Annotated in this window: 30 protein-coding genes and 1 pseudogene; 21 read left to right on the top strand and 10 right to left on the bottom strand. The window is 58.2% G+C overall.

Features of this window, described 5'->3' with window-relative positions; translation table 11 throughout:
* Window positions 1–44: 44 nt before the first annotated feature.
* The 4 genes and pseudogenes from NLY44_RS27370 to NLY44_RS27355 form a co-directional block, all read left to right on the top strand.
* Entirely contained in the window at window positions 45–1085 is a 1041-nt protein-coding gene (locus NLY44_RS27370) for an IS110 family RNA-guided transposase (RefSeq protein WP_023806369.1), read from the top strand.
* 379 nt (window positions 1086–1464) lie between these two features.
* On the top strand, window positions 1465–1626 hold the full coding sequence (locus NLY44_RS27365; protein ID WP_286456078.1) for a hypothetical protein: 162 nt from the start codon (window positions 1465–1467) through the stop codon (window positions 1624–1626).
* A 324-nt stretch (window positions 1627–1950) separates the two neighbouring features.
* On the top strand, window positions 1951–2121 hold the full coding sequence (locus tag NLY44_RS27360) for a hypothetical protein (protein WP_286456077.1): 171 nt from the start codon (window positions 1951–1953) through the stop codon (window positions 2119–2121).
* Window positions 2091–2321 (top strand): annotated as a pseudogene (locus NLY44_RS27355) (integrase core domain-containing protein); the annotation flags it as partial. The gene NLY44_RS27360 and the pseudogene NLY44_RS27355, both read left to right, overlap by 31 nt.
* 696 nt (window positions 2322–3017) lie before the next feature.
* Here the strand turns inward: NLY44_RS27355 and NLY44_RS27345 are convergent.
* The 4 genes from NLY44_RS27345 to NLY44_RS27330 form a co-directional block, all read right to left on the bottom strand.
* Window positions 3018–3209 carry a hypothetical protein gene (locus tag NLY44_RS27345; protein WP_023807135.1) on the bottom strand — a complete coding sequence of 64 codons (192 nt, stop codon included), beginning with the start codon at window positions 3207–3209 and terminating at the stop codon, window positions 3018–3020.
* Window positions 3210–3616: 407 nt separating this feature from the next.
* Complete coding sequence (locus NLY44_RS27340) at window positions 3617–3889, bottom strand: DUF6894 family protein (RefSeq protein WP_023807134.1); 273 nt, start codon at window positions 3887–3889, stop codon at window positions 3617–3619.
* A gap of 31 nt (window positions 3890–3920) precedes the next feature.
* Entirely contained in the window at window positions 3921–4655 is a 735-nt protein-coding gene (locus NLY44_RS27335; protein WP_023807133.1) for a Crp/Fnr family transcriptional regulator, read from the bottom strand.
* 137 nt (window positions 4656–4792) lie between these two features.
* Entirely contained in the window at window positions 4793–4951 is a 159-nt protein-coding gene (locus NLY44_RS27330) for a hypothetical protein (protein ID WP_023807132.1), read from the bottom strand.
* 304 nt (window positions 4952–5255) lie between these two features.
* On the opposite strand from NLY44_RS27330, the gene NLY44_RS27325 reads away from it, so the two are divergent.
* The 14 genes from NLY44_RS27325 to NLY44_RS27265 all read left to right on the top strand — a co-directional run bounded on the left by NLY44_RS27325 (window position 5256) and on the right by NLY44_RS27265 (window position 18153).
* Window positions 5256–5444: a DUF3606 domain-containing protein gene (locus tag NLY44_RS27325; RefSeq protein WP_023807131.1), complete on the top strand. Its 189-nt coding sequence runs from the start codon at window positions 5256–5258 to the stop codon at window positions 5442–5444.
* Between the two features lie 547 nt (window positions 5445–5991).
* Complete coding sequence (locus tag NLY44_RS27320) at window positions 5992–7908, top strand: methyl-accepting chemotaxis protein (RefSeq protein WP_023807130.1); 1917 nt, start codon at window positions 5992–5994, stop codon at window positions 7906–7908.
* The gene (locus tag NLY44_RS27315; RefSeq protein ID WP_286456044.1) at window positions 7901–8371 is read left to right on the top strand and encodes a chemotaxis protein CheW; all 471 of its coding nucleotides are present in this window, start codon (window positions 7901–7903) and stop codon (window positions 8369–8371) included. The genes NLY44_RS27320 and NLY44_RS27315 overlap by 8 nt, the downstream gene beginning before the upstream one ends.
* Window positions 8372–8468: 97 nt before the next feature.
* Window positions 8469–9395, top strand: coding sequence for a chemotaxis protein CheW (locus NLY44_RS27310; RefSeq protein WP_353654469.1), 927 nt, complete (start codon window positions 8469–8471; stop codon window positions 9393–9395).
* Window positions 9392–10477 carry a chemotaxis-specific protein-glutamate methyltransferase CheB gene (gene cheB / locus NLY44_RS27305; RefSeq protein ID WP_023807128.1) on the top strand — a complete coding sequence of 362 codons (1086 nt, stop codon included), beginning with the start codon at window positions 9392–9394 and terminating at the stop codon, window positions 10475–10477. Before NLY44_RS27310 ends, cheB begins: the two co-directional genes overlap by 4 nt.
* Window positions 10468–11091: a HEAT repeat domain-containing protein gene (locus NLY44_RS27300; RefSeq protein WP_023807127.1), complete on the top strand. Its 624-nt coding sequence runs from the start codon at window positions 10468–10470 to the stop codon at window positions 11089–11091. Before cheB ends, NLY44_RS27300 begins: the two co-directional genes overlap by 10 nt.
* Entirely contained in the window at window positions 11088–11924 is an 837-nt protein-coding gene (locus NLY44_RS27295; RefSeq protein WP_023807126.1) for a CheR family methyltransferase, read from the top strand. The genes NLY44_RS27300 and NLY44_RS27295 overlap by 4 nt, the downstream gene beginning before the upstream one ends.
* Complete coding sequence (locus NLY44_RS27290; protein WP_023807125.1) at window positions 11921–12316, top strand: response regulator; 396 nt, start codon at window positions 11921–11923, stop codon at window positions 12314–12316. Before NLY44_RS27295 ends, NLY44_RS27290 begins: the two co-directional genes overlap by 4 nt.
* A complete protein-coding gene (locus NLY44_RS27285; protein WP_286456033.1) occupies window positions 12309–14456 on the top strand; it encodes a chemotaxis protein CheA in 2148 nt (715 codons plus the stop codon). The genes NLY44_RS27290 and NLY44_RS27285 overlap by 8 nt, the downstream gene beginning before the upstream one ends.
* Window positions 14441–14533: a chemotaxis protein CheW gene (locus tag NLY44_RS33045; RefSeq protein ID WP_353654450.1), complete on the top strand. Its 93-nt coding sequence runs from the start codon at window positions 14441–14443 to the stop codon at window positions 14531–14533. Before NLY44_RS27285 ends, NLY44_RS33045 begins: the two co-directional genes overlap by 16 nt.
* The gene (locus NLY44_RS27280; RefSeq protein ID WP_023807123.1) at window positions 14530–14784 is read left to right on the top strand and encodes a hypothetical protein; all 255 of its coding nucleotides are present in this window, start codon (window positions 14530–14532) and stop codon (window positions 14782–14784) included. The genes NLY44_RS33045 and NLY44_RS27280 overlap by 4 nt, the downstream gene beginning before the upstream one ends.
* Before the next feature lie 57 nt (window positions 14785–14841).
* Complete coding sequence (locus NLY44_RS27275; RefSeq protein ID WP_050588969.1) at window positions 14842–15219, top strand: response regulator transcription factor; 378 nt, start codon at window positions 14842–14844, stop codon at window positions 15217–15219.
* Window positions 15216–15857 (top strand): chemotaxis protein CheX, encoded by a 642-nt coding sequence (locus NLY44_RS27270; RefSeq protein ID WP_023807121.1) that lies wholly within the window; start codon window positions 15216–15218, stop codon window positions 15855–15857. The genes NLY44_RS27275 and NLY44_RS27270 overlap by 4 nt, the downstream gene beginning before the upstream one ends.
* A 4-nt stretch (window positions 15858–15861) precedes the next feature.
* The gene (locus tag NLY44_RS27265) at window positions 15862–18153 is read left to right on the top strand and encodes a PAS domain-containing hybrid sensor histidine kinase/response regulator family protein (RefSeq protein ID WP_286456022.1); all 2292 of its coding nucleotides are present in this window, start codon (window positions 15862–15864) and stop codon (window positions 18151–18153) included.
* A 207-nt stretch (window positions 18154–18360) separates the two neighbouring features.
* Here the strand turns inward: NLY44_RS27265 and NLY44_RS27260 are convergent, their stop codons facing one another.
* The gene (locus NLY44_RS27260) at window positions 18361–18759 is read right to left on the bottom strand and encodes a response regulator (RefSeq protein ID WP_023806847.1); all 399 of its coding nucleotides are present in this window, start codon (window positions 18757–18759) and stop codon (window positions 18361–18363) included.
* Between the two features lie 1011 nt (window positions 18760–19770).
* Here NLY44_RS27260 and NLY44_RS27250 point away from each other — a divergent pair.
* From NLY44_RS27250 to NLY44_RS27240, 3 genes are read left to right on the top strand one after another with little or no spacing between them, the layout of a single operon-like run.
* Window positions 19771–20748 carry a putative hexosyltransferase gene (locus tag NLY44_RS27250; protein WP_286456012.1) on the top strand — a complete coding sequence of 326 codons (978 nt, stop codon included), beginning with the start codon at window positions 19771–19773 and terminating at the stop codon, window positions 20746–20748.
* Window positions 20745–21011 carry a hypothetical protein gene (locus NLY44_RS27245; protein WP_286456007.1) on the top strand — a complete coding sequence of 89 codons (267 nt, stop codon included), beginning with the start codon at window positions 20745–20747 and terminating at the stop codon, window positions 21009–21011. The genes NLY44_RS27250 and NLY44_RS27245 overlap by 4 nt, the downstream gene beginning before the upstream one ends.
* Complete coding sequence (locus NLY44_RS27240) at window positions 20998–21621, top strand: hypothetical protein (RefSeq protein WP_023817035.1); 624 nt, start codon at window positions 20998–21000, stop codon at window positions 21619–21621. The genes NLY44_RS27245 and NLY44_RS27240 overlap by 14 nt, the downstream gene beginning before the upstream one ends.
* Before the next feature lie 564 nt (window positions 21622–22185).
* On the opposite strand, the gene NLY44_RS27235 is transcribed toward NLY44_RS27240, so the two are convergent.
* From NLY44_RS27235 to NLY44_RS27215, 5 genes are all read right to left on the bottom strand, one after another.
* Complete coding sequence (locus tag NLY44_RS27235; RefSeq protein WP_023806850.1) at window positions 22186–22635, bottom strand: GtrA family protein; 450 nt, start codon at window positions 22633–22635, stop codon at window positions 22186–22188.
* Entirely contained in the window at window positions 22613–23305 is a 693-nt protein-coding gene (locus NLY44_RS27230; protein ID WP_023806851.1) for a class I SAM-dependent methyltransferase, read from the bottom strand. The genes NLY44_RS27235 and NLY44_RS27230 overlap by 23 nt, the downstream gene beginning before the upstream one ends.
* On the bottom strand, window positions 23280–24347 hold the full coding sequence (locus NLY44_RS27225) for a glycosyltransferase family 2 protein (RefSeq protein ID WP_196814948.1): 1068 nt from the start codon (window positions 24345–24347) through the stop codon (window positions 23280–23282). Before NLY44_RS27225 ends, NLY44_RS27230 begins: the two co-directional genes overlap by 26 nt.
* Window positions 24348–24525: 178 nt before the next feature.
* Window positions 24526–24750 (bottom strand): DUF768 domain-containing protein, encoded by a 225-nt coding sequence (locus NLY44_RS27220; protein ID WP_023806853.1) that lies wholly within the window; start codon window positions 24748–24750, stop codon window positions 24526–24528.
* Window positions 24751–25011: 261 nt separating this feature from the next.
* Window positions 25012–26280, bottom strand: coding sequence for a DUF6600 domain-containing protein (locus NLY44_RS27215; protein ID WP_156941074.1), 1269 nt, complete (start codon window positions 26278–26280; stop codon window positions 25012–25014).
* Between the last annotated feature and the right edge of the window lie 274 nt (window positions 26281–26554).

Genomic DNA, 26554 nt, shown 5'->3' with positions numbered 1-26554 from the left:
CGATGCTAGATTCTTCGCCGTCAGTGATTCTCATGGAGGCCAACATGGACCAATTTGTTGGGTTAGACGTCTCGCAGGAGATGACCCACCTGTGCGTTATCGGCAATGACGGTAAGCTTGTCTGGCAAGGAAAGTGCCTATCGACGCCAGAAGACATAGCCGGAAACATCAGATCCAAAGCACCAGATGTTGTACGCATAGGGCTCGAAAGCGGTCCCTTGTCGACCTGGCACTGGCACGCCTTGAAGGCTATGGGGCTGCCGGTGCTGTGCCTTGATTCCCGCCATGCGCAGGCGACCATGAGTGGCCAGGTAAACAAGACCGACAAGAATGATGCCTATGGATTGGCTCAGATCGTCAAGGCGGGCTGGTATAGGGAGGTCGGGGTAAAGAGTCTCGACAGCCACGCCGTCCGCTCGATGCTTGGAGCACGAGCTCAACTCGTCGGAATGCGGGTAGAGGTCACCAACCAGATCAGGGGCATTCTCAAAACTTTTGGCGTCATTCTGTCAAGACGAACGGGCGAGCCGTTCGAACGGCTCGTGGATGAGGCGTGCGACAATAGCGACCCAATGCTCAATCAAACCGTCCGGTCGATGCTGTGCGTCCATTCCTGCCTGAAGGAGCAGATTCGGCAGCTTGACCGCCAACTGATGAGCCGTGCTCGAGGGAGTGCTGTGTGCCGGCAGCTTATGGCCATTCCTGGCGTGGGCGTCCTCACGGCCCTCGCGTTCGTGACAGCGGTCGATGATCCGTCCAAGTTTGCGAAATCCAGAAGCGTTGGCGCGTACTTCGGCCTGACACCGCGATGTTATCAGTCGGGTGAAATCGATCGCAAGAGGGGCATCTCAAAATGCGGAGACAGTCTTGTCCGTACCTATTTATTTGAGGCCGCCGGCACGCTCCTGACGAGGGTCGAGAAGTGGTCGGGGCTCAAAGCCTGGGGCCTCCGGATCGCCAAGCGCAGCGGCTTGAAGAAGGCAAAGATCGCCGTCGCACGAAAGCTAGCAGTAGTCATGCACCGCATGTGGGTGGATGGCGTATCCTTCCGATGGTCGGCCGCAGAAGCGGGGGCCGTCGCATGAAGATAGAGGTGAACCCGAAGAAATCCGTCGCTCGACGGTAATCTTGTCCCTTGCCGGGACGAGCAGCGGCAAACCCGCCAGGAGCTATGCAGCCCTTCCACCGAAGCGGACTGCGTTGCTGACATTGGGAGCCGCAGCGTCCGATGCCATGCTGTGGCGAGCACTGTTCGACCACGAAGAGAACGCTGAAACCGGCAGGAGGCAGGTCATTAGTCCAAGGCCGCGTGGTTGAGGAGGGGAAAGAGAGCAACCGATCATTCGAACTGGAATCCTACGCCGTAGCCTTCGCGGAAGGCCAGCGTATTCGCCGGCATCTCGATAAGGTCGTGCGGTTGTAGACCGCTCCCGCAAGGCGCATAGTCGCGCCATGAAGATGCCAGTGAAGGCCGATCTCGCAAACGACAACGGCAAGCCAGAAGATCACCAAGCAGCCGCGACCACTGCGCTGCACAAGGCAGTGGCAGGTCTGGACGCGTCGGCTGAATTGCTGGCCGCGATCCTCGCGGCGCCGAACCCAGCCAAGCCGACAATTTCAAACTGAGACACCACCCGCTACCGGACATCGGATCGGTTAGAAAACGGTTGACCCCAGGCCCGCAATTAGAGAACATTGGGAGCCGCAGCGTCCGATGCCATGCTGTGGCGAGCACTGTTCGACCACGAAGAGAACGCTGAAACCGGCAGGAGGCAGGTCATTAGTCCAAGGCCGCGTGGTTGAGGAGGGGAAAGAGAGCAACCGATCATTCGAACTGGAATCCTACGCCGTAGCCTTCGCGGAAGGCCAGCGTATTCGCCGGCATCTCGATAAGGTCGTGCGGTTGTAGACCGCTCCCGCAAGGCGCATAGTCGCGCCATGAAGATGCCAGTGAAGGCCGATCTCGCAAACGACAACGGCAAGCCAGAAGATCACCAAGCAGCCGCGACCACTGCGCTGCACAAGGCAGTGGCAGGTCTGGACGCGTCGGCTGAATTGCTGGCCGCGATCCTCGCGGCGCCGAACCCAGCCCATGGACCAACGGCCAGGTCGAACGCATGAACCGCACGATCAAGGATGCGACCGTCAAACGCTTCTACTACGAGAGCCATGACCAACTGCGCCAGCATCTCGCCGATTTCGTCTTAGCCTATAATTTCGGCCGTCGACTGAAGACCCTCAAGGGCCTCACGCCCTTTGAATACATCTGCAAAATCTGGACAAAAGAGCCCGAACGATTCAGGCTCGATCCAACCCATCAAACCTTAAACATTATTAATTGGATCCGCCAAGTCGCTGGCGGCGATAGGATCGCCCCGCGCCACAATGGGCAGTTGCTCGGCCACCCACCTGTCCAGAAACTTAAGGCCGCGAACGCTCATTCGGTTAAGCCAGCATCAAAGTGGACCCCAGCATCGACCAGCGTCCGATATATGCCGTCAACTTCTTCGTCGATCTCTTCGCGTTTGATACCCAAGGCTTTAGCGTCGGCATACAATTTGTGTGTGTACTCACTTATCGAGACGGCGTCGACCTTAGCCGTTTCGGGGAGATTGTTGCCGATCCAGCGATCGAGGAAGTTGACGCCGCGTGTGCTCATGAATGCATAAGCGAATGCCGCCAGCTAAGTTCCTCGTATAGCACTTTCATACAAGTGCGCGGTCCCGCCATCGCAGGGTATCGTCCATCACTGCGTAGAATTTCGGCCGGGGTGGCTATGAGCTCATATCGGGTGGAAGAGATCGAAGACGACGTGTTGCAGGCGACCCACCAAGTTGAGCGTTGACGCCGTTCGAAGCCGCCGCAAGGGCGGTTAACCGAGTGGTGACTTTGCGAAATAGCCAAGCCAAATGGCTCAGAGGGACCTTCGTAGACGTCCCGAAGGGACGCAACAAAGGTCCACCTGCGGTCTATGACTATCGAGGGATCGGCCCAGTGCGGCGATAGCGCGAGCAGTACTAAGGCGCGATGATGTAGCCGATCATGTCATCGTTGGGGTCTTCATCGGTTAGCTGTTGGAAGAGCCGCTTCGCATGATCGGGCCATCGACCCTCTGCGATCCCTTGTTCGCTTGCCGACTGCCGAAAGGCCTGGCGCACCATGGCGAAATCGAAGGCCGAAATCTGACCGCATTCACGGTCCTTGCCCATGATGGTAAACCTCCCGAGGATGAGCAAGAGCTGGCGAACTCTCAAACGCCAGCAGCGCATAAATCACCTAGCTCCCTTGCAACCATAGGCCGATGGAGAACTTTTGATGTACGTTTTTTACCAAGGTTAGCCGCGCGGTTGTCGGCTTTGTCACCGGCGCTTGTCGGCTGAGCGGATATCACATAGCCGCAGCGGCGCGGGTTCACGTCGGGCCATTTTGAACAGGTTTGAGGGGCGGTAATGCTTAAGGCGCAAAGAGTGCTCGATCCGGGTTCAGATTGGCGATCCATATGCAGTGGCGATCTTTGCCGACAAGCATGGACTCTCGTTTCCAATGGCCCATCGCATAATGCGTGCCATGCCGCGGCGCGCGCGTTTCTGGCGGCGCTTGATTTGCGTGGACGCTGTCAGACGTGAGAATCGGGAGAACTGCCACCGCCGTAACGGCGCTCTGCCTCAACCTCAAAGTTCAGCGAGACCTGCAAGACCACGCCGCCTCCGTCATCGCGGACCTTGATCGTCAACCTGTGGTGATCGCCATCTGGCAGGCTCTCCTTGATCATTTCAACGAGAGTGCGAACGGCTTCCTCCTTGACTTGATCGAAGGCCGAACAATGGGTGCCCTGGTCGTCATGGTAGACTAAGCCATTGTCATCGAGGTCGAAATAATAGAGGGTCATTTGCCCAAACCTGGGTCAACGTCGGTTCCCGTCAAGGGACAATCTGCGGCTGGATCTCGATTTCGCCGACGAGCCGCCTGTATTCCGCTTCCGGTTCCCCATAGCTACCGTTTGCGAGATCGATCAGACCTTTTCGGTCGCGAATGACCACTTCACCACGCCGGGATTGTATGAGCCCGCGCCCCTCAATCATCTGCAGTGCGACCGTGACTCCAGGGCGCCTCACACCGAGCATCACGGACAGGTATTCATGGGTGATGAAAAGTCTATTGCCAACAACACGGTCGTCACACATCAGAAGCCATCGAGCCAAACGATCCTCGATTTTGCATCGCGCATTGATCAGAGCGGTGTAGGTGGATTGTATATGAAAAGCGTGGACGTAGCGCATCAGAAACGGCCGAAGTGTGTTGCTCGCCTTTAAAGCCGCTTTGAACTGCGAGGCGTCGATCACCAACACCTCGCCGGTCATCTGAATAAAGCAATCATGCGTGGCCTGGTCGTCGCCCATCACAAGAGCCGAGCCGGTCATGCCTTCGAACCCGATGATGCCGACTTCTGCGTCGGCTCCCCTGTTCTTCCTAGCCACCACCGAAGCTAGGCCGCTGCAAGGGAAATAAACATATTCGATTTTTTGCCCGGCGTTTTCGAGCGGCGTGCGTAGATCGAGGAAGGTGTTGCGCAGATGCGGCTTGAGGTGATCCAGATCGGCAGGATCGAAGCGCCGCAGAAGCGCATTTTTGTTTGTATCAAGATGCAGGTCCATAGCGCTCGCTCCTCTCGGGCGAGAGCACGCGTCCCTCAGTCGTGGGCGCCCAAGGCAATTTGCAGACGATTCAGCTGGAATAGCGTCGGCAGCAGAGCCTGTCCGCCTTGGTACAAAACCGACAATTACGTGCTCACTTACGTCTTCTTAAGCAGGCGAGCTTCCCGCAATATCGAGGAACGATCGAAGCCGACCAACGAAATTATCTCGGTGATCTGCTGCTCCGTGGCCCCGGCTTCCAGCGCAAGCGCGCTGACGATCTCGGGTTTAAGGCCGGGGCGACGTTCTTCTGTCATCGCGTTTGCTCTCGCTTCAGGGCAAGAGTGCGATGGTCGCTCCCAAGCGTCAGCGCCCATTACTGTTCAGCTGACGACCTGGCCCTTGTACGCTTTCGGACGGACAGTAGCGAGTCAAATACTAAGTAGGGCATTATTTCCATCCTCACGGAAATCCTGCAGCGAAGCATGCCGGGAGGTCTTCCTTGCCGCCAGGATGCCCCCTCAAGCTGGCTTAAAAAGCGAGAATTGCTCCGGAATCCGCATGGCGGCAACAAAACTGCGTGTTTCGCGTTGTGGGTGATCGGAACGGAGCTGAACCATCATGCCAGACGACAAGAGTAAAACAGATAATCGGGATCGCAGCCGGGTGTCTGGTGACGAAGAGTATGAGGTCGGCTATCTCGCCAGCAAATTCGGTCTCAGCATCCCCGATGTGCGCCAGCTCATCGTGAAGCATGGCAATGACCGCGATACGCTGGAGCGTGAGGCTAAGGCTCTTGGAAACAGGTAGCAGAACGAACATGCCAGGATATCAGATCGAAGAATGAAGAGGACTGTGTCTCATCTCACGCCACGAACGCGGATGATCCGCTATCGGACGTTGAGAAGTCACAGTGTCGCCTAGAAGCGGCGCCCTTCAACCTCATGTTCAGCGGCTTCCAGGTTTGCAAGGTCGGTGCCTTCGGTTTCCAAATGGGTGGCGTCCGGGTATGGGTAGGGGTTCCGTTTCGATTAAATTCCCGAGTTGCCGCAACTGCGGCCAAGACAAACTGGTCCCGGTTTTTACCTCAGCTGCGCCGTGGCCCTTCCCTCGATGATCTCTCGTTTTGGGAGAAAGCGAACCTACCGCAATGGCATCGTTCATCGAATAGCGGACCGCTTATAACGCGGCTAAGCGACACCTGCCTTGCGATAGTGGCCGACCGCAATCCACCAGGATTGCCGCACCAACTTGAAGTCTGAGCACGTGGCCAAGCTATCTGCGGTGGCGCGCTTACCGGCGATGAGATAGAAATCAGGCAAACGCCCCTACCCGCGAAATAGGATTTCAGTCCAATATGTCGCTCGTTAAGACGTCAAGGATCGCGAAACGCACTGGGCCAGACAAGGGTTTGCATCCCGAAAAAGCAGATTTGCCGGCCAGATCACGCCAAAGCATCAAATCAGACCTACCTCACGGACAAATAGCCGAACGGTTTGCCGCCGCCACTGAGGAGCTGGCCAGCGGCATCACCGAGGCATCGGCCGCCGGTGAAGAATTACGGCGATCGATGGAACAGATCGCCGCGGGTGCGGAGGAAGCATCAGGCGCGGCTGAAGAACAACTGCGCACAATCAGCGACTCCACGCAAACGCTGGCCGTGGGACGACGCTTAGCCGAGGATTCGCAAAGGCGATCGGAATCGGTGCAGGGCTTGCTTGCCGATGTGACGAATCAGGTGATGAATGCGGTCAGTGCGATTGAACGAAATGCCGCTCGCCAGGAAAGCTCGGCACAATTGATTGCCGTTATCGAAGAACGCGCTGAAGAAGTCGGAGCTATAGGCCGCACGGTCAGCCGCATCTCGGACCAGACGAATCTGTTTGCCCTAAACGCCGCCATCGAAGCCGCTCGCGCCGGCGATCATGGCCGCGGATTTGCCGTAGTCGCTGAAGAAGTAAGGTCGCTGGCGCAGATATCCGACACCAGCGCACGTGAAGTTCAGGCGCTATCCACCAGCATCCAAAAAGATGTCAGCGCGGTTGCAGCCGGAGTCGCTGCTGCCGCTCACGCTGCGGCATCCGAAGCAAAGGCCTCAAACGTCGTGCTGCGAAACCTTCGCGCCATGCGGGAAACCGCGGGCGAGATCGCGCTCGGCAGCCGCGCCATCTCGCTGGCTTCGGTTGAAGCCGAAAAAGCTGCGACCGAGGCGCAAAAAGGTGCCGAGCAAGTTGCCAGTGCCGCGGAGCAGCAGTCGGCTGCAGCTGCGGAATCGCAGGCAGCGATCCAACAGCAGACGCAGGCGCTTGTTGAAGGCCAAACGGCAGCGCACGCGCTGGCACGCTTGGCTAATCTATTGCGCGGCGGAGACGCGGGAAAAGCCGCCGAGCAGGCGTCCTCGGCAGCCGAACAGCTGTCGGCGAATATTCAGGAGCTCTCGGGGGCCGCCGGTCAGATTCTGGCTGCGGTCGAGCAGATCAACCGTGGCGCCCAGCAGCAGGCGGCGGCCACCCACGAAAGTTCGGCCTCACTGAGCCAGATCGAGCAAAGTGCTGCCCTTGCAAAAGAAAATGCAGTTGCAGCCGAGGAGCGTGTTGCAGCGATGGAACAGTCGCTGAGGGAAACTTACGCGGCGGTCGAAAACCTTATTAACGGATTGACGGGTTCCCTCCAGGACACGACAGCGAGCGTATCTGCGTTGCTTAGTTTGGAGGTAACTGGCCGCAAGATCGAGAAGATCGTCGATGCGATCACATTAGTCGCGGTTCAGACCAGCATGCTTGCCGTCAGTGGAGCGGTCGAAGCAGCCAGGGCGGGCGACTATGGCAGCGGCTTCTCCTTGGTGTCCAAAGACATTCGCGGGCTGGCGCGCGAAGCATCGCAATCCTTGGATAAAGTGAAGGATACGGTTCGCGGAATTATCGAGCAGATATCTTCGCTGCGTGGCGATCTCGAGCGGATCTGCGGCCTGTCGGAAGTCGAGATTCAGAATAGTCGCGCCACCTTAGCGGTATTTGAGAAGACCAAAGAAGAGCTGACGCAGCTCGTCGAGGCGAGCAAAGCGATCAATTCTGGCGCTACCGACATACTCGCTGCGGCGAGCCAGGCTTCAGCTGGCGCGAAGCAGATTGCAACAGCCGCAGAGGAAGCCGGCGCAGCGTCTAGAGAGGCATCGACCGCTTCCCAAGAGCAAGCGCGAGGAGCTGAGGACCTGGCTGCGGCGATTGAGGAGATTGCCTCCCTCGCTGAAGAGCTCAAGTCACAAAATGTCTGAGCAAGGCGCGCCAGCGGCGCTATCCAAACGCTTCCTGGCGGTTCGCTGCTCCGAGCATACTTACGCGGTTCCGGTCGATCGGGTAGCCGAGATCGTCAGGGTACCCGAAATGGCAAAGGTGCCGCAAGCCCCAGCGGCTTTGTGCGGGTTAGCGAACTTGCGTGGGTCAATTGTGCCAATTGCGGACTTGAGCCGGTTGCTGCGACTTGCTTCTGAACCTCTGTCGGATTCGGCGCGAGCCGTGGTCATCGACGCACCCGCGCCGTATGCGCTGCTTGTCAACACGGTCGAAGGGATCGTCAACGTACAGGCAAGCCGCATCGAGCAGCGTCATTCACTCAAGGGCGCCGCGGTGAGCAGCGGCGATGACAGTGTCTTCTCAAATGATGGCGAGGCGGTGCGGATTCTCAACGTTGATACCCTGCTCGAAGGGGCGTTTACCCCCAAGCCCGGGACCGTGTAACCGGCCGCAGCCGTACGTTGGTTCCTGATATGAGCGCCATAGGCGCTGTAGGTCGAGAAATGCTCGCAACGTTCGTAGTGGATGGGCAGGATTACGCATTTCCATTTGCCGTGGTGCAGGAGGTCTTCAATATCCCCGAGGCCTGACTTCTCTGCCGGGCGCGGATGCGCAGGTCCCTGGTTTGATATCTTTCCGTGACGGACTGCTGCCAATTTTGTCCCTAAGAGCACTGTTTGGCCTCGCTAACGAGCTTCAGGGAAATGAGAAGGTCATCGTCGCGTATGTCCGCGGCACCGCGGTCGGCGTCGTTGTCGACGCTGTCAAGCAGAGCATCGCCATCGATCCTCTGAGGCTGGAACCCGTGCCGCCGATTATGGCAGCCAGAATTGGCGGCGAGGCCAAGGTCAAGGCAATCTATCGGAGCGAGGCGGATAGCCGGCTGCTTTCGGTCTTGCACCCGGATTTGTTGCTCAGCGAGGAAACCATGCGTGGTCTGGGTCATGTGCAAGCTCCGGCGCGAGACGGCTCCGCATCGACAGAAGGTTCAAAGCGCGACGAGATCAAGCTGCTCGCCTTCCAACTTGGCGCCGGCGAATTCGCCTTGCCCATTGAGGCCGTCGAGGAAGTTGCACTGGTGCCGGAGAGTGTGACGCGGGTTCCAAAGACACCCAAATTTCTTGAAGGGGTCATCAATCTGCGCGGCGAGGTGCTGCCTGTCATCGATCAGCGGAAGCGCTTCGACATGCCTCCGCTTGAGAATGGTGGCCGGACGCGTCTGATTGTGGTCAAATCCGGTTCCCACCGCGCCGGCATCATCGTCGACAGCGTCTCGGAAGTCTTGGGCGTCGATGCATCAGCGCTCGCTCGGGCGCCGGATCTGGCGGGAGAAACTACGCGCCTGATCCAGTCGATCGTCAGCCTGGATGAAGGCGTTCGCATCCTCATGCTGCTTGATCCAACCGAACTGCTCACGCGTGCCGAGCGCACCTTTTTGGACTCTTTTCAAACCAAGCTGCAGACTTGATCAAGGTTCTGATCATCGACGACTCTGCCCTCGTTCGAAAGCTGCTTGCCGGAATGCTGTCGGACGCATCCGAATTCCAAGTTGAAACCGCTCGAAATGGCGCCGAAGGACTGGAGCGCCTGCACGCCTTCCGCCCCAATGTGGTCACGCTCGATGTCCACATGCCGCAGATGAACGGCTTTATGTGCCTTGATCGTATCATGCTGGAAAGGCCGACCCCGGTCGTCATGGTATCGTCGGTGACATCACAGAGCGCCGATGAGACCCTGCAAGCGCTTCGCCTCGGCGCATTCGATTTCGTTGCTAAGCCCTCGGGAACATTGTCCTTACGCGTTGATCAGATGAAAGACGATCTGCTCGACAAGATTCGAACCGCCGCCGTCACCGGCATCAAACCCACGCTGCGATTGCAGGAACGTATACGCCACCGTATAGGGCAGACGCTGCCGACAAGTCCCCATCCCGCCCCAATAGCGTCAAAAGAACCCATTGTAAAAACTGGGGTAAATGGGCTGGTGCTCATCGGCGTTTCGACCGGAGGGCCGCCAGCACTGGAGGCTGTTGTCGGAGCGCTGCCAGCATCGTTCTCCTGGCCAATTTTGGTTGCTCAGCACATGCCAGAATCCTTCACGGGCGCACTGGCCAAACGTTTGAACAGCCTGAGCGCCATCGAGATCGTGGAGGTTACCCGCCCTACGGAAGTCGTGCCTGGTGTCGCTTACATTGCGCGGGGTGGGGCGGACATGATTGTATCGCGCCGAGGAGGCGTCGTCTTTGCCATGAATGTCCCGTCCCAGGTCGACTATCCCTGGCATCCAAGCGCCGACCGGCTTGTTCGAAGTGCCATGGAACAAATACCTCCCAGCGACCTTATCGGTATTCTCATGACCGGAATGGGCAATGACGGCGCCAGTGCTATGAAACTCCTGCACGAGCGAGGCGGAACGACGATCGCCGAAGCGGAAGAAACCGCAGTGGTTTGGGGGATGCCCGGGGAATTGGTCAAGGGCGGTGGTGCAGATTGGATTCTGCCGCTACCCGAGATAGCCCGGCAATTGATGAAGGTTGTGCCTTGCCTCTGATCCGCAAAGAGCTTCCCAACCAAGCCGGGATCCGCGACGCATCGCCCACGGATGCATTTTCTTCGTTGCTGAGTCGGAACAGTGAGGAAAGGCGAGCGGCGGCTCGCGAGTTTATTGTCACCTCTGACAACGCCGCTGTGATCTCCAGCGCGATTCAGAGTGAAGCGGTTGATGGCGTGCTGCAGGCTTTGTTTACAGCCCTTATGCGATCAGCCAATGCGGCAAGCGTCGACGTTGCTCTGCAATACCTACGATCCGACGATGCCCGCTTGCGCACCGGGGCACTAGACGCCTTGCGCGCATTGCAAGATCAGCTCCTGCCGCGGTTGACCGGACTGCTCAGTGACCCGGAGCCCGACGTTCGCATCCTCGCCTGCGAACTCGTTCGCGCGCAGCAGCCTTCAACGGTCATTGATTTGCTGGTTCCCCTCCTGGCTAATGATTGCAATGGCAGCGTTTGCGGTGCCGCGATCGACGTCGTGGCGGAGGTGGCGGCGCTTGACCACGTTGCCTTGTTGCTTCACTGCGCCGCGCGTTTTCCCTCGGATCCCTTTTTGGATTTCGCCGCCAAAACCGCGGCCCTCCGGATCGGGGCGCGGAACGCCCCTCAGTGATCAAGATCACGGACGAAGAGATCCGTCGACTGGGAGACTTCCTCTATCGACGCACCGGCATGGTCTATTCGGTATCCAAGCGCTATTACATAGAGCGCCGGATTGCTGATCGTGCAAACGCAACCGCCTCTCCTTCTTTCGAAAGGTATTTCGCCAAACTTCGTATTGATGCCGAGGGTGAGATCGAGAAGTTCGTCAACGCCTTTACCGTCAATGAGACTTATTTCAACCGGGAAGATCATCAATTTCGGTGTCTCACGAAGGATTTGCTGCGTGAAAGAATCGCAGCCGGCTATGGGAAGGACCAGTTGCGTTTGTGGTCGGTACCTTGCGCGACTGGGGAAGAACCCTATTCGATTGCGATGTGGCTTTTGGACAAGTGGCCGCTGGTCGACGCCTACAGCATCGAGATTTGCGGCTCAGATATCGATACCGAAGCGCTTGCCGCTGCCAAGCGCGGCTTTTATGGCAAGCGCGCACTGATGCGCTTGCCGGCCCAAGTCATCGACCGTTACTTTCACCAAGAAGCCGACGATCGGTGGCGGCTTATCGACGAGTTGAGAGAGTCGGTGCAATTTTCCAGTGTCAATCTAATAGAATCTAACGAGACCAGGCACCACGGCCAATTCGATGTCATTTTTTGCCGAAACGTCCTCATCTACTTCGACGACGCTTCGCGTCGCATTGCTGCAGACAACCTCTATGAAAGCCTTTTGCCCGGCGGCTACATTTGCCTTGGCCACACGGAGTCGATGAGCCGTATTTCTCCGCTGTTCGAAATCCGTCGGTTCGAAGATGGTATTGTCTATCAGAAACCAGAGGTCGGGCGGTGAGCAAACCTACCCTCCATCGCGTCCTGGTGGTCGATGACGCAGCTCTCGTGCGCCTGTATTATCGAAGCGTGCTGGAGCCAGCGGGCTATGAGGTGTTCGAGGCTTTGAACGGGGTGGAAGCCTTGGAGCAGCTGCTTGGGTTCGAGATCGTCGACCTTCTGATCGTGGACATCAACATGCCGGTCATGGATGGCCTCAGCTTTGTAAGGGTGCTTCGGCAACGCGGCGAACCGTTTGCGTCCACCCCCGTGCTCATCATCAGTACGGAAGCCGGGCTCCATGACCTGCGAGCTGCCCAAATTGCCGGAGCGAACTTCTACGCCGCCAAGCCCGTCGCTGGGCAGGACCTGTTGGAGCTCGTTGCCTTGCTTGCCGGATCAACCCATGACTGAACTTCTTGAGCAGTTCCTGGTGGAGTGCCGCGAGTCTGTGCAGCAGGCTACACTGGATCTTCTGGCGCTCGAAGGTGAATCAGGCGATCACACTAGGCTGGACAGTGCTTTTCGGTCGTTTCACACCCTCAAGGGCGGGGCCGGCATCGTCGATTTTCCAGATATGGCGAGGGGTCTGCACGCGGCTGAGGAACTGCTCGCTTCCGCCCGGACCGGTACGAGGACGTTAAGCACTGCGGATATCGGCAACTGTCTCTGGGCATTGGATCAAGTCACCGGCTGGCTCGATGGCATTGAGGTAAAGGGAATTGTCCCGGAGGATGCAGGGTCGACCGCGGATGAGATGGTCCGCCGCTTGCAAGCGGCACTATGTGAAGAACCTCCGGGGAAGAGCCCGGCCGCTTTATTGGCGACGGGGTGGCTGACATCTCTTTTGAACGCCAACCATGATGTCGCAGCCCGAGCCTCAACCGGGTTGTTGTTCCAGCCCGATCCACAGTGCTTCTTTCGCGGCGAAGATCCCCTTGCGTTGGTTGCCGGCCTGCCTGGCCTGTTAGCTCTTCATGTGGAACAGGTTCATGTCTGGCCTTCGTTGAGGGAAGGTGATCCCTTCGAGTGCAACCTGCTCTTCACAGCGTTGTCCTCTGCCCCGAAGGACGCTTTGCTGCGCCATACCCAAGCGATAAGCTCGGACTCTTCGAGCCTCCTCGAGATCCGCGAGCTTTCTTCTGCCGTCCCCGATCAGCGCGCAGGACTTAGCCGGATGGCGCGGCTGGTGCTCGAAGCGCAGTCCCAACTCCTTTCCCAGGTCGCGACCACAGGTCTGGCCGGCCGCGTAGGCGCCGCGCGGCGCGTGGTGATGAACATCCTGGCTCGCAGCGTCCGGCACAAGGATGCGCTGGAACGCTACGATAGTAGTGTGCCGGACGCGGACGATCCAGAGGGACGACAAGCTCTCGTCCTCCTGATCGACCGGGTTTTGGGAGACGATGCCCAAGTCCTCGAATTCTCCGTGAACCGGGATTCCCGCCTCGCCATCCCGAACTCAAATGCGGCCCGTTCACTGCGGGTGAGCGTCGAACGCATTGATGCCTTAGTGAATTTGGCCGGCGAACTGTCGGTTGCCAAGAATGCCATAACGCATGCCGCAACCCTAGCCCGGAGTGGAACTCCTTCGGCGGATTTGGCGGCCGTGTTGGAGGAACAACAATCCCGACTGGAGAGGTTGGTCGGTGAGTTGCAGCGTTCTGTCTTGAGCATCCGTGTCTTGCCCATGCGACAGGTGTTCCAGAGGTTTCAGCGCTTAGTGCGAGACCTTGCGACCGAAACAGGTAAGTCAGTGGTTCTCGTGACAGAAGGGGAGAACACCGAAGCCGACAAGACCATCGTCGAGGCTCTTGGAGAGCCGATTATGCATGTTGTTCGCAATGCAATCGACCATGGTGTGGAACCGGCGGACGAGCGCATCAGGACGGGGAAGCCACCGCATGCCACGATCTGCCTGCGTGCAGCGAAAGTCGGCGACAGCATTGTCGTTGAGGTGGAAGACGATGGTCGAGGTGTGGATTTCGCGAGAGTTCGAAGGGTTGCCGCAGAACGCGGCCTGACGACCGGGTTCGCCTCGCTTTCCGATGACGATGCGTTGGAATTGCTGTTCAATCCGGGGTTCTCGACAGCCGCAACTGTCAACACGGTCTCCGGCCGTGGTGTTGGGATGGACGCGGTGCGATCGGCGATCGAGGCGCTCGGCGGATCGGTTGGCATTGAGACGAAGCCCGGAAGCGGGACGATCGCAAAATTCACCCTGCCCTACTCCATCCTGATGACGCCCCTCGTCACCGTGGAAGTGGTCAAACAAGCTTTTGGCGTTCCGCTTGAGAAAGTCATCGAAACCCGTCGACTTTCGCGCGGTGATGTCTCGATGGTTGGCGCCGCGCGCGTGTTCGGGCATCGCGGCCATACCATCCCGCTCGTTAGTCTTGCGGCGACGCTTGGCGAAACGCCGTCGGAAACGATCGCCGACGATTTCCAAGTCCTAGTCGTCCTGGTCGGGAACGACATGTGCGGGATAGAGGTCGATGATGTCGGGGAGACAATGGATATACTGATGAGGCCCATCGAGGGGTGCTCGCGGGTGTAGAAGGCGTTGCAGGCGTCACAATTTTGGGTGATGGCCGCGTCATGCTTGTTCTCGATGTGGAGGCTTTGCTGAAATGACCGTCATTTCCGACCCCAGCGACGGATCGATCCGGCTTGAGGGTGACTGCACTTTAGAAGACAGCGAAACCCTGCTGGCAATGCTGGTTGAGTCAGGCAACACCTTGGTTGACTGGCGGAAGTGCACCAAGATCCATGCTGCCGTTCTGCAAGTCCTGATGGCGGCCCGCGTGAGGGTCATTGGGCCGGCGGGCTCGCCATTTCTCGAAAGCTTTTTTCATCGGGGCTTCACGGCAGTGCATGGCCGCTAGTTCACAATTATTGCCTTTTATGCGATATCCCTAACCCCAGCTGAAATGAAGGTCGTAATGAACGTTTTGATCGTCGACGACAGCAAGCTTGCGAGAATGGCCTTGGTCAAGATTCTCGCCAAGAACTATCCGACATGGGTGCGCAAAGAGGCCGGCAACGCTGATGAGGCGCTTCAACTGGCGAGTGAGTTCGCGGCTGATATCGTGTTGATGGATTACAATATGCCCGGCCGCGATGGGCTTGCCTTGGCGGCGGACTTTCGTGCCCAGGATCCGTCAATGCGATTGGCACTGATTTCCGCTAATCAGCAGCACGAAATCGTCGAGGGTGCAAAGGCGCTGGGCGCTTCCTTCCTGACCAAGCCAGTGAATGGCCCGGACCTGGTTGCGTTTCTCGGCAAACCAGACACTCCCGTTGATCAGGACGATCAATGATAACTCCGGCCGACCTTGTCTTGGAGGAACTGGAGAGGGATGCCCTCACTGAACTGGTGAACATCGCCGTCAGCCGAGCCGCCAAGAATCTCCGCGAGATGGTTGGACGACAGGTGTTCCTGTCGGTCCCAAGAATCAACCTCGTCGGCAGGCAGCAAGCCATCGATATCTTGGACGAACGCGAGATGGACCGTCTGGTTGCCGTTCACCAGGTTTTCGAAGGTGATATCACTGGTCGCGCGCTGCTTATTTTCCCGGAGGAGCGAAGTCTCGAACTTGTGCGTGCTGTAGCCGGTCCGGACCATTCATTGGAAGACATCATCGACCTTGAACAGGAAGCACTCGCAGAGACGGGCAACATCATTCTCAACAGTTGCCTTGCCACCATCGCCAACCTGTTGCGCCGTAGTCTTCGCGTCTCCTTGCCTGAGGTCATTCGAGGCACTGGAACCGACTTCTTCAATCTGGCGCCGCCGCCCCTACCCGGCGAGGTCGTGCTGTTTCTCTACATAAACTTCACCGTCAAGGACAATGACATCACGGGCTACATTGCTATGCTGATGGACATGCCTTCCCTAGCGGTTTTGAAGGGCCTCTTGTGCGAGTTTATTGAGCGGATCGGTGGGACCGATAAATAGTGCCATGTTGAACACTTCTCACGATAATTCGACGCCGATATTAGATGCACTCGATTGCGGTATAATCGTGCTCGGTTATCAAAGGCAAGTGACCGCCTGGAATGCCTGGATCGCCGCAGCCAGCAATATACGGACGACCGAGGCGACCGGAAAATCAATGGAGGAGCTTTTTCCCGGCCGGCCGCTCGGCCCAATCCTCGTCGCGGTAAACGAGGCTTTGGAAGCCGGGGCCTCCAGCCTGCTGACCCCTACACTCCACCCAGCCCTGCTAGGGTTGCGGACGCGAGCGGGCCAGCCGCTGATCCATAGCATTTCCATCCGACCAATCGGGGCGATAGGTGCGTATGAATGCCTTATTCAGATTTCGGATGTGACGGGGGCGATGCGGCGGGAAGCGGTGCTGCGCCAACGGCAGAATGCCCGTTATGATGCGGTCATGGAAAGCGCCGCGGAAGCCATTCTTACCCTGGATGACACCGGGGCAATCCAGGGAGCCAATTCGGCGGCCGAGGTGCTCTTCGAAATCGACAAGGCATCGCTTGCCGGTCAGCCGAGCGCCCGTCTGTTCGTGGAAGGCGACCGGTGGTCGCAATTGCACGACGCCAGTCGCTCAGGGCAGCAAATAGTTCATCGAGAAGTTTCCGTGAAGCGGCGCAACGGGTCGACGCGCCATCTCGAAGCTTCGATTAGCCGTTGGTCAGGTGGCGCCAAGCAATTCACCACCGCCTTTTTGCGCGATGTAACAGATCGCCTGTCCTCACAACTGAAGCTGAAGACCCTGAATGAGACATTGGAGCAACGGGTAGCTGACGCAACCGGTGAGCGCGATATGATCTGGCGCGTCAGCCAGGATCTTTTCGTCGTAACGGATTTCGGCCTCAAGTGCCAAAGTGTGAATCCGGCCTGGACCGAGCATCTCGGCTTGGACGAAAGCGAGGTCGAGGGTAAGGCTTTCGAGGATTTCGTTCATCCTGAAGATGTTGCGGCTGTGACACGGCTCTCACTATCGGATAGCCGGGTTGTGGTTCGCGACCTCGACTTACGCATGCGTGCCAATGATGGCAGGTTCATCTGGTACAGTTGGCAATTTATGCCGCGAAACAACCAATATTACGCCGCCGGGCGCGACATCAACGTCCGCAGGAATTTGGAGGATCAGCTGCGCCAAAGCCAGAAAATGGAGGCGGTGGGGCAACTCACGGGCGGTATCGCGCACGACTTCAACAACATGCTGGGAGTTGTCATCTCAGGACTCAACTTGATCCAGCGGCGCGTCGACCGCGGCGAGCCTGGCGTGCACCAACTGATCGCAGCCGCGACCGAGGGTGCCCACAAAGCTGCCATGCTGACGCAAAGGCTACTGGCTTTTTCCCGGCAGCAGCCGCTTTCCCCTGAATCCCTCGACGTCGGCCGGATGGTGCAGGATATGTCGGAGCTTTTGCGCCGGACGCTGGGCGAGCACGTAACACTTAATACGGTCGTGCAATCCGATGACGGTGCAGTGCTCGCTGATCCCAGTCAACTCGAAAATGTCCTCGTCAATCTGGCGGTCAACGCTCGCGATGCCATGCCGCAGGGCGGAACCCTGACCATCGAAACCTCTGCACTCCTGGTCGACCAGTCGGTTGCTGCAGATCATGGCATTTCCCCCGGCCCCTACGTCCTTATTGCGGTGAGGGACACGGGCTCGGGTATGAGCGCGGAGGTTCTGGAAAGAGCCTTCGAGCCGTTTTTTACCACCAAAGGTGTCGGCAAGGGAACCGGCCTTGGGCTGAGTCAGGTGTTTGGCTTCGTCAAGCAGTCCGGTGGCTATGTCAACATCGATTCAAAACTGGGGGTGGGGACTACCATCAGCATCTGGTTGCCAAGGCACAATGGTCCCGCCGATGGAGCACGGCGGGCGAACAGCCAAGACGTTGCCAATGGCAAGCCAGAGGAATTGATCCTCGTCGTCGAGGACGAGGCGAGTGTAAGACAACTGACAATGCAAATGCTCGAGGATCTCGACTATTCGGTGATTTCTGCTGAGAATGGGGTGGAAGGCCTGCGCATTCTTGAGGATCGAGGAGACGTTTCCTTGCTGCTGACGGATGTTGTCATGCCCGGAATGAACGGTCGGGAATTTGCGGATGCTGCCGTTGAATTGCGGCCTGACTTGAGGGTGCTCTTTACGTCCGGTTACGCACGTGATGCCATAGTTCGCAATGGGATCATCGATTCAAACGTTCAACTCCTGCAGAAACCCGCTACCCTCCAAGCTCTCGCCCAGAAAGTCAGATTGGTTCTGGATAACTAGCCATTCGGTAACCGGCCGTTCCGGTTTTCAGGCAAGGGGTAGCGCGCTCGAGATGTCTTATTTGCCGAGCAGCCGAAGATACTGCCTTAGAGTCGGTGGGGCGCCGCAAATCAGGCCCTCGCCGTCGCGAAAGGTCCCTTCACCGCGGCCTGACATTGAGCACCTCTCCTTCGAGCTCGGGATCAAACAGCTAGCTACCAGCCGCAGCTATTCTGAGGCTGGGAGTTGGTCCACTCCTTGTTGATTGAGGAGAGTTGCCAGCCCGGTAATGATCTGCGGCATAACAAACGGCTTGGTGATCATCAGGCTGTTGGGTACGCCAAGCGACGGCCAGTCGTCCGCGCCATCGCCACTCATGTATATCACTGGCATGGTAGGATTGGCGGCTCGGAGGTGCCGGGCCACATCCCACCCGGTAGGGCCGTCTCCAAGTCTGATATCTGTCAGCAGAGCCGCAACTCGCTCAGGCTCACGATCAAAAGTCGCAATGGCTTCAAGGCCCTTTAAGACGGCGATCACCTCGAACCCGGCCTCGCGGAGGGAGTTCTCGATGTCTAAGAGGATCATGCTCTCATCCTCTACGATCAGGACGGAACCCGACGGCATTGAAAGCCCTGCCCCGTGAGTAATTGCTCAGTAATTCAACGGCCGCAGGCCTCGAATGTTCCTCGCATAATAACATATGTTATTCTGGGGATAGCAGGCTGTGATCCGGAGTCTGCGGCTTCGAACGCAATGGCCCCTCACAAAAACAGCCACTTAGGTGGGAACTTGTATCAAATGTTATAGTTAGGAAGGGGTCTGCGAGCGGTTGGGAAGGATCCTAGGCAGCATGATGTCTGAGCCCGAGCGTCGCCTTGTCCAAAGGCTTATCGAAGAAACCGACACCACGGAGCCGCAAGCCTGGAGTTAATAGGGCTGCTAGGAGCAAGTTGGTCCGCCCTCGTGCGGGAAGCCAAAGGCATCAAGCACAATCTAACGTCGCCAGCCCTACCGCCATCGAGAACGTTAGCGCCTTACCCGAACGGGGTCTTGATGGCACAGGCTCCTACTTCAAACAACGGTGTGCCTGAGTGTCAATGGCGCGATTTGACCTAGGCCCTGGTAGCGGCTATGGTCTGCTCAAGGCCGACGTTGGGCGCGAACCCGCGTCCGCCACGTGAGCGGCAGCTTTCCGCCTAACGTCGGCCCTAGAAGTCGGCCGTGGCCGGCCAGCACAAAACCAGGTCTCGCGGCCGCGACCGCGTCGGATGGGCCTTCATATTCAGCGCCGCCGCCTACAATCTCGTGCGACTGCCAAGAAGCGGATCTGACACTCAAAGGCTTGGCGGATGGCGAGATCGCCTTCAAGGCGCCCGTTACCGGAGGGGTGCCCAGCGCGGCCCGGCCGCCCACTGAGCCATGCATGTCGATGAAGAAGGCCGCCCGTTGCAAGGAAACGGTGCCGTCGAAGCGCGAATATCGCTCCCTTCCTCGGCTGGTGTGATCGATCGACCTGACCCAACGACCTCCTGCAGAAGGAACCGAAGCGGCGCGGCATCGTTGATCCTTAAGTTCAGTCGCAGACGGGGCTTCAAGTCTGGTTGATGATCTTGATGCTTTCGAGGGACCGGTTTTATGGCTGGCATCAGCGCCATCGAGCAGGCGAACCCAGGCTCGCCATCGCAGAGTGTGGCCGCCTCACCTGTGGAGACAGAACTGGCGCTTGGAGACTTGGCCCACGCAAACACTGGCGGTCGCCTTTGGGTCATCGCCGCTTCGGTTCCGCTCCTGTTCATGATCAGCGGGCTTGTCATTCGGTATGCTGCATTCCATTCAGTCTCGGCAGTACCAGGCTTCGAAGCTTATGCGCGTGGGCTCTGCAGGTGGGACTGCGCGTGGTATGTGGACATTTCCGAACACGGCTACGAGCGTTTTCCTATTCCAGGCCAAAGCAACGTCGGACGCTGGGGCTTCTTTCCATTGTATCCCATGCTCGTGACGACCCTTCGGTTTGCTTTCCCTTTTTCCACGATTCTGATCGCGACGATCACCTCGATGGCATGCAGCTACGCCGCCTGCCTTGTGGCATGGCCACTTCTGGAGAAGAACGTGCGCGCTTACATACTGTATTGCGCTTTTCTGCTTAGCGGCCCGTTCTCCTTCCACTTCACCACGTTCCTTACCGAACCGCTTTTCGTGCTCCTGACGTCGTGCGTCTTTTTGGCACTCAAGCGCTCCAACTACCTGGCGGCTGGCGTTACATGCGCTTTGTTGTCGGCAACGAGGCTGGTCGGGGTCCTTGCTGTGTTTGCAATGGTCATCCAAATGTTCGAGCAGCACCGCCAGCAGGGCGGGTCGGCGGTATCTTTCCCGCGATGGGTGCTTGGTCGTCCGGATATGCTCGTAGCTATCTTCATCTCGCCCGCCGGCTTGTTTGCTTACATGCTCTTTTGTATCTCACTGTCGGGGATGGGTTTGCGTTCTTGCACGTCCAGCGCGCGTTTGGGCGGGTTGCTGGCGATCCGCTCCTTTTTCTATGGGACGGTCTCGCTGCTGTTCCGACAAAAGGCTGGCTGCCCACGGCGCCGCAATGGAGCGCGCTCGCAGCGATGATAGGGCTGACCCTATCGGTCGTTCTGGCGTCCCGGAGGCGATATGGCGCTGCGCTCTTCTGTGCGAGCAGCATCATCCTGCCGTTGATCACCAACCTGGCTTCCATGGTTAGATACGTCATTGGGCTCGCGCCGCTGCTGATGTTGATTGCCGAGCTGCTGTCGGTATCGAAACTGACCTATCTGGTGATTTTGGCTCTTTTCCTGAGCGCATCTTATTTCATGACTTTGGCGTGGATTGGAGGCTATCTTGCCCTGGTCTGACAGCCTGTCACTCTATGGCCGTGCTGGCTCGACTCGCGGCTACGCGCTGGCGTTGGTTCTGGCCGTGTCCGAGATCATCATCCTCGCACTCGCCCTCGATCCAGATGTCAACGCCGATTATCGGGCCTATTACATCGATCGCACGACGACGTGCCTCAATCGCGATGCGGTTGGCAGCTACACTCCTGGCCAGACGGTATCGTTTCGATCCGACGGCGCCAAACAAGCAGCCGGCATGATGGTCTGCGGTTGGTCAGGCCCGGTAGCCGACGGAACGCATTCGCTGGGCGAGACCTCTCGGTTGAGACTGGAAATACCTTCGCTTAGCGACGAGCTTACGGCAACGCTACAAATGTCCGCCGTTATTCGTCCACCACAGACCACCCAAAGGGTAATCATCTCGGTGAACGGAGTTCGCGTACACGAGGTAACACTGTCGAGCAAAGACCCGACGACGATCTCGTTCGCGATCCCGCACACAGCTTTTGCTAGCGCAAAGGTACTCGAAGTGACTTTCGATTATCGCGACGGGATTCCGCCAAGCCCAGCCGCCAGCAAGATCTATAAACGCGCCATTAAATTGGTATCGTTTCGGCTCGACGCCGGCTAGAGAGCACTTCATCGTTTTGTGCAAACGGTGAAGTGCTCTAACTCTTTATTTAACGCAATTCCGGACGGAAACACCGCTTCACAACTTTCTGGAGTTGCCCTATTTCAGCAGCACAACAGTTCCGTGATCATCTCATGTGCCTGCACCTCCCGGATGGAGGACAGCCGTCGCGTGCCTCCTCGCCGCTGGCCGGCAGCCAATCGCGATAGGGTAGAGCGCCGCGGGCTCGAGATCATTAGTCGCCGGGATGGCGGCACTGCGCAGCGTCCGCCGGGGTCACGTTTTCTTTTGCGCGTCGTTCGCCTCGAACGGCTGATCGGTACGGACGCAGGGCTCCCTTCGGAACGGAAGATTAATGAAATTAGGGCTTGTCTGCGGCGACAAACCATTCGGTGATCACCACCCTGCGTAGAGGGCACATCACTGATCGTCACGTCGTCCTGGTCAAAATTATCTGCATGAGATCGTTCCTTGCGTTGGCCGTGATTCAGCAAGCGGCTTTGGAGCAGTTCACGTTACCGTGAAACGGTGTTTTTAGAACGAATCTTTCTGGCGGATTGCGTATCAGCCATCGCCGGTCTGATCGGGAATGTGTTCCGCAAAGACCCATCGGTCGAGCACGACGAAATTGATCCCGGGTACAAGCAAGCAGGTAATCATGATGGGAAAGATGAGGGGCAGGCCCAGCTTCGTCGTCAAAAGCGCCGGCGCGCCATAGGCGATCGCCAAGCCGGTCGCCGCCAGCAAGAGAAAACGCGGAGCCTCTGATCTGTGCGACCCCCGCGACATGAAGGTTACTGACCTGTGCGCGAGATAGGAAAACAACGCCGCGGCTGCGTAAGCTGCAAGGGACGCCCGGACGGGGCTGAAGCCGAACCGTTCCGATTTGACAAAGGCGGTTGCCAAGGCGGCGTACAGGATTGTGGCGGCGATGCCGACCAGGCCGAAGCGGGCCAGAAGCTTTAGGGTGCCGCCGCCGGCAGATCGATGCTCAGACACGCCCGCTACACGCATACTGGGCTCCAAGCGGCAGCAGCGCCAGGGCACGCTCAACCTGTCTGGCGAACCCGCCGGTCGACGGGAGCAGCAGGAAGTGCTCGGATCGAACCTCCCTAAAGCCTGCTTGTCGAAAGAGGGCCGCTGCTCTGACCGCGTTGAGCAGGACCGCGTCTTGGTCGAACGGACACCGGAGCACCGCCAGACGCGTCAGCGGATTATAGGGATTGTGCTCGATGATGCAGGCGACGCCGCCTTGCCGCACGACCCGTCGCATCTCGCGAAAAAAATCGACCCAGGATGCGGGCGAAACATGATGAACAACACAACTGGCAAAAGCCAAGTCGAACACGCAGTCGTCATAAGGCAGGCCCGTCGTGGTGCATGTCCTATAGACGACGCCCGGATTGTCCTCGCTGGCGCGCTGGATCGACCCTTGCGAGACGTCGCAGCCATCCAGGCAATCGAAAGCGCCGTCTAGATAAGGATGGAGCGAACCGACACCGCAGCCCACATCAAGCGCCCGCATCATGGCTCCCGGGCGACGAAGTCCTCGCTCGGAGACTAGGCGCCGCAGCAGGTCGGCCTTTGCAGCCAAAAAGAAATCGTGCTTGAGTCCGGAAAAGCGGATCGACCCATCGATCGTCTCTGCATAACTGCATCTATAGCTGTCGAAGAGTTCGGCCACCGGGAGCGACTCCGTTCTTGGGCTTGCGAAATGATCTCCGGCGCCCACCAGCGAAGGCAGGCATCGGCTCGTCGAAGCCGGTAAGCCGATTGATCACGTAAAGAGGGCGGCGTTTCACCTCGGCGTGGATACTACCGACATAGAGGCCGACCACGCCGGTCATGAAAAGATTGATGCCACACAGAAACGATACGATCACCACGGTCGACGTCCAGCCGGCAATGACGCCGGTTTCAAAAATCCAGGCGAACACGGCGTAAGCGCCAAAGGTCAGGGCAAGTGCGGAAATCGCCGATCCGCCCCAAAGCGCAAAGTGGAGCGGCTTTTCCGAGAAGCTGACAACGGCGTGAACGGCAAGGTGCATCATCTTCCAGAAAGGGTATTTGGTCTGGCCGATGGTCCTCGGAGGGCGTTCGAATGGCACCGCCGCTTGCTTGAAGCCCATCCAGCCGAACATGCCTCTGACGAAGCGATCATGTTCAGGCATGTGTCTGAAGACATCCAGCGCATGGCGGCCGACCAGGCGGAAGTCCCCGACGTTGCGCGGGATGTTGACCGCCGTCATCTTCTCCAGGACACGGTAGAAAAGATCGGCGCTAAGCCGCTTGAACCACGATTCGCCCTCGCGCTTGACACGGCGGGCGTACACGATCTCGAAACCTTCCTTCCACTTTGCCACGAGATCAAGAACGACCTCCGGTGGATCTTGCAGGTCGGCATCCATGACGATGACGGCATCCCCCGCAGCAGCATCCATGCCTGCCGTGATCGCAATCTGGTGTCCGAAATTACGGGAAAGCTCGATAAGCCGGAAGCGAGGTTCGGCGGTGACCACCCGCCGAAGGTATTTGACGCTGCCGTCATGACTACCGTCATCGACAAAAATCGCCTCGGTCTCTCCGTCCAGCCGACTGATTAGTGATCTGATCCGTTCGATCAGTCGGGGCAGCACTTGTTCTTCATTATATATCGGCAGGACCAGCGAGTAGCGCGGCGACGCGTTCACTCCCGTCCCGACGCTTTGGATCACAGAGGCTCGCATGCGGATGAAAATGAAAAGCCCGCACCAAAGTTCCATAAGGCGCAGCTAATTTAGAAATTTCAGACACTGGCGAATCGGTTGGAAAGACAGGCGCGTTGCCGGCGCCTGCCCAAAACTCAATAGTCCATATCTGCAGCCCTGTCGCGACCGCGAACCGCCTTCGGCACCCACAACATCTTTAATCCGCGAGACCGCCGTCGCGATGTTCAACGGCGTGGATGATCGCTTCATAAACGCTACCGATCTCTTCATCGATCTCCTGAATTGGGATGCCTTCGACGGCGGCGGCCCGCAGGGCCTGGTCTGCCATATCGGTCACAAGCCGGCCCGGGTCGTCGGTTGGTCCTTCCGGCATATGTTCGGAAATCCATTTGTATATAAAGTCGGCACCGCGGCTGCTCATGGTGGTTTCTGGATAACGACCTCTGTACCCATCCTAGGTTTGTCTCGGCAGATGTCAGGCCTTTCGAAATAGTCTCGGGCGAGGTGATGTCTCACCCTCTTCAGGTTGCATGTCCACCCTGTGTTCGTTGACGGGGTTCTGCGCTTCCAGCCGGTCTAGAGCAGAGCAGGCGGCAGCGAAGGAAAGTGGCGAGGGTTCGCAGCTTGCCGCGCATTCCCGTTCAGCGGCACCGCGATGGAATAATTGCGGTGCCGCGCACAGCTAGCAGTTCGCGTCACTCTGCGGATCGCACGCCTTGTTTTTTTGCTTCTGTGGCTTGGGCTTGGCCGCCTGCTCGGGCTCGGCTTGCTGCTGCTCGGCGGCGGGCTGCTCCTTGGCCTTCGGCTTCTGAGGCTTGGCCGCCTGTTCCGGCTCGGCCTGCTGCTGCTCGGCCGCGGGCTGCTCCTTGGCCTTAGGCTTCTGAGGCTTGGCCGCCTGTTCCGGCTCGGCCTGCTGCTGCTCGGCCGCGGGTTGCTCCTTGGCCTTCGGCTTCTGAGGCTTGGCCGCTTGCTCCGGCTCGGCCTGCTGCTGCTCGGCGGCGGGCTGCTCACTGACCTTCGGCTCCTCAGGCTTAGTCGTTTCTTCGGGCTTAGCCTGCTCGGTCGTTGAAGCGCCTTCGGTCGGCTTGGATTTCCGGCCAGCCTGAACCTGCTTCACCTCGTCGATGTCTTTGAGCTTGGCGGGTTTGGCCTTGGTGTCGGCTTTCACCTCCCCCTCAAAGACAGCGACCGTATTGTTTTCCAGTTTGCCGGACTGCTCTAGCGCGTCGGTCTTGCTGACCTTGACGGTAGTCACCTTCTGGCTCGTCTCTTTTTCGATCACATCGACATCAATGATTTTGTTGATAACCACGTTGTTCTGGAACGTCACGTCGCCGGCCGGCTCGGCCGCCTCCACGATGCGCACAAACTCCGGCTCATCACGGACAACGACGGTAGAAATGTCGGCAGCAAGGAATTCGCGGGTGGGGACCACAACCCAGTAATAATCAGGCGTCGTGTCGAAAGTCACCTCAATTGAAATCAAATCCGGATCGCGGCGCGGCGGCAGCGGAGCCCAAATCATGTGCTCCCTGTCACGACGCCAACTCACCCATGCTGGCGCCCAACGGGTGCCCGGAACCCAGTACCAGCCGATGTCGTCGGCATAGCCCCACCGGCCGTAATGGTAGGTCGCCCAGCCGAATGGTTCGTCGGATACCCACAGCCAGCCATACTGCTCGGTATAGGCCCAGTGTCCAACGGTATATGGACGCCAATCGTCAGGTACATCAACTGGCACGAAAACGGACGCGCCGTGGTACGAAACCCAATCACCATGGGAAGACAATTCTTCGTAGAATATGCTGATCGAAACCTGGGTGGCAGCCCTCGCGTTGGCCACAAGCGACAACGGGGTAATCGGGTTGGGAATCTCGGCGACGGTGAGCAGAAAGGCGGCCACGCCCCCCAACATCAGTCGCACCCCATTTTGGGCAAGGACGCGTTTCATCCTGTCTTCCTCCGAAACAGATCGCCCTTCATCTTAGAAACTCGCCGGCTGTCGGATTGTTCCACGTTGCGAACGTTGCCCCGCATCACAACGGCTGGGCGTCGCACAATGATACTGGCCATCAATTGAGGCGGTTTGTCATCACCGCCGTCACAAATGCTTGCCGAAGACGCAATGCAACGGGAAGAGAAACCCAGCGTCGCGCTGTACCTCTGGTGCACTGCGCAGGGAGTTCCATCTGGCTAGGTATCCTTGTGCTAGGTCGGATGAACGA

The sequence above is a fragment of the Mesorhizobium sp. C089B genome (assembly GCF_030323125.1).
Taxonomy (GTDB): domain Bacteria; phylum Pseudomonadota; class Alphaproteobacteria; order Rhizobiales; family Rhizobiaceae; genus Mesorhizobium.
This window is presented reverse-complemented; position numbering and strand designations above follow the sequence as displayed.

Coding starts and splice junctions, on each gene's coding strand:
- NLY44_RS27370 (WP_023806369.1), top strand. CDS start 45: ATGGACCAATTTGTTGGGTTAGACGTCTCGCAGGAGATGACCCACCTG.
- NLY44_RS27345 (WP_023807135.1), bottom strand. CDS start 3,209: ATGGGCAAGGACCGTGAATGCGGTCAGATTTCGGCCTTCGATTTCGCC.
- NLY44_RS27340 (WP_023807134.1), bottom strand. CDS start 3,889: ATGACCCTCTATTATTTCGACCTCGATGACAATGGCTTAGTCTACCAT.
- NLY44_RS27335 (WP_023807133.1), bottom strand. CDS start 4,655: ATGGACCTGCATCTTGATACAAACAAAAATGCGCTTCTGCGGCGCTTC.
- NLY44_RS27330 (WP_023807132.1), bottom strand. CDS start 4,951: ATGACAGAAGAACGTCGCCCCGGCCTTAAACCCGAGATCGTCAGCGCG.
- NLY44_RS27325 (WP_023807131.1), top strand. CDS start 5,256: ATGCCAGACGACAAGAGTAAAACAGATAATCGGGATCGCAGCCGGGTG.
- NLY44_RS27320 (WP_023807130.1), top strand. CDS start 5,992: ATGTCGCTCGTTAAGACGTCAAGGATCGCGAAACGCACTGGGCCAGAC.
- NLY44_RS27315 (WP_286456044.1), top strand. CDS start 7,901: ATGTCTGAGCAAGGCGCGCCAGCGGCGCTATCCAAACGCTTCCTGGCG.
- NLY44_RS27285 (WP_286456033.1), top strand. CDS start 12,309: ATGACTGAACTTCTTGAGCAGTTCCTGGTGGAGTGCCGCGAGTCTGTG.
- NLY44_RS27280 (WP_023807123.1), top strand. CDS start 14,530: ATGACCGTCATTTCCGACCCCAGCGACGGATCGATCCGGCTTGAGGGT.
- NLY44_RS27275 (WP_050588969.1), top strand. CDS start 14,842: ATGAACGTTTTGATCGTCGACGACAGCAAGCTTGCGAGAATGGCCTTG.
- NLY44_RS27270 (WP_023807121.1), top strand. CDS start 15,216: ATGATAACTCCGGCCGACCTTGTCTTGGAGGAACTGGAGAGGGATGCC.
- NLY44_RS27265 (WP_286456022.1), top strand. CDS start 15,862: ATGTTGAACACTTCTCACGATAATTCGACGCCGATATTAGATGCACTC.
- NLY44_RS27260 (WP_023806847.1), bottom strand. CDS start 18,759: ATGCCGTCGGGTTCCGTCCTGATCGTAGAGGATGAGAGCATGATCCTC.
- NLY44_RS27250 (WP_286456012.1), top strand. CDS start 19,771: ATGGCTGGCATCAGCGCCATCGAGCAGGCGAACCCAGGCTCGCCATCG.
- NLY44_RS27245 (WP_286456007.1), top strand. CDS start 20,745: ATGATAGGGCTGACCCTATCGGTCGTTCTGGCGTCCCGGAGGCGATAT.
- NLY44_RS27235 (WP_023806850.1), bottom strand. CDS start 22,635: ATGCGTGTAGCGGGCGTGTCTGAGCATCGATCTGCCGGCGGCGGCACC.
- NLY44_RS27225 (WP_196814948.1), bottom strand. CDS start 24,347: ATGCGAGCCTCTGTGATCCAAAGCGTCGGGACGGGAGTGAACGCGTCG.
- NLY44_RS27220 (WP_023806853.1), bottom strand. CDS start 24,750: ATGAGCAGCCGCGGTGCCGACTTTATATACAAATGGATTTCCGAACAT.
- NLY44_RS27215 (WP_156941074.1), bottom strand. CDS start 26,280: ATGAAACGCGTCCTTGCCCAAAATGGGGTGCGACTGATGTTGGGGGGC.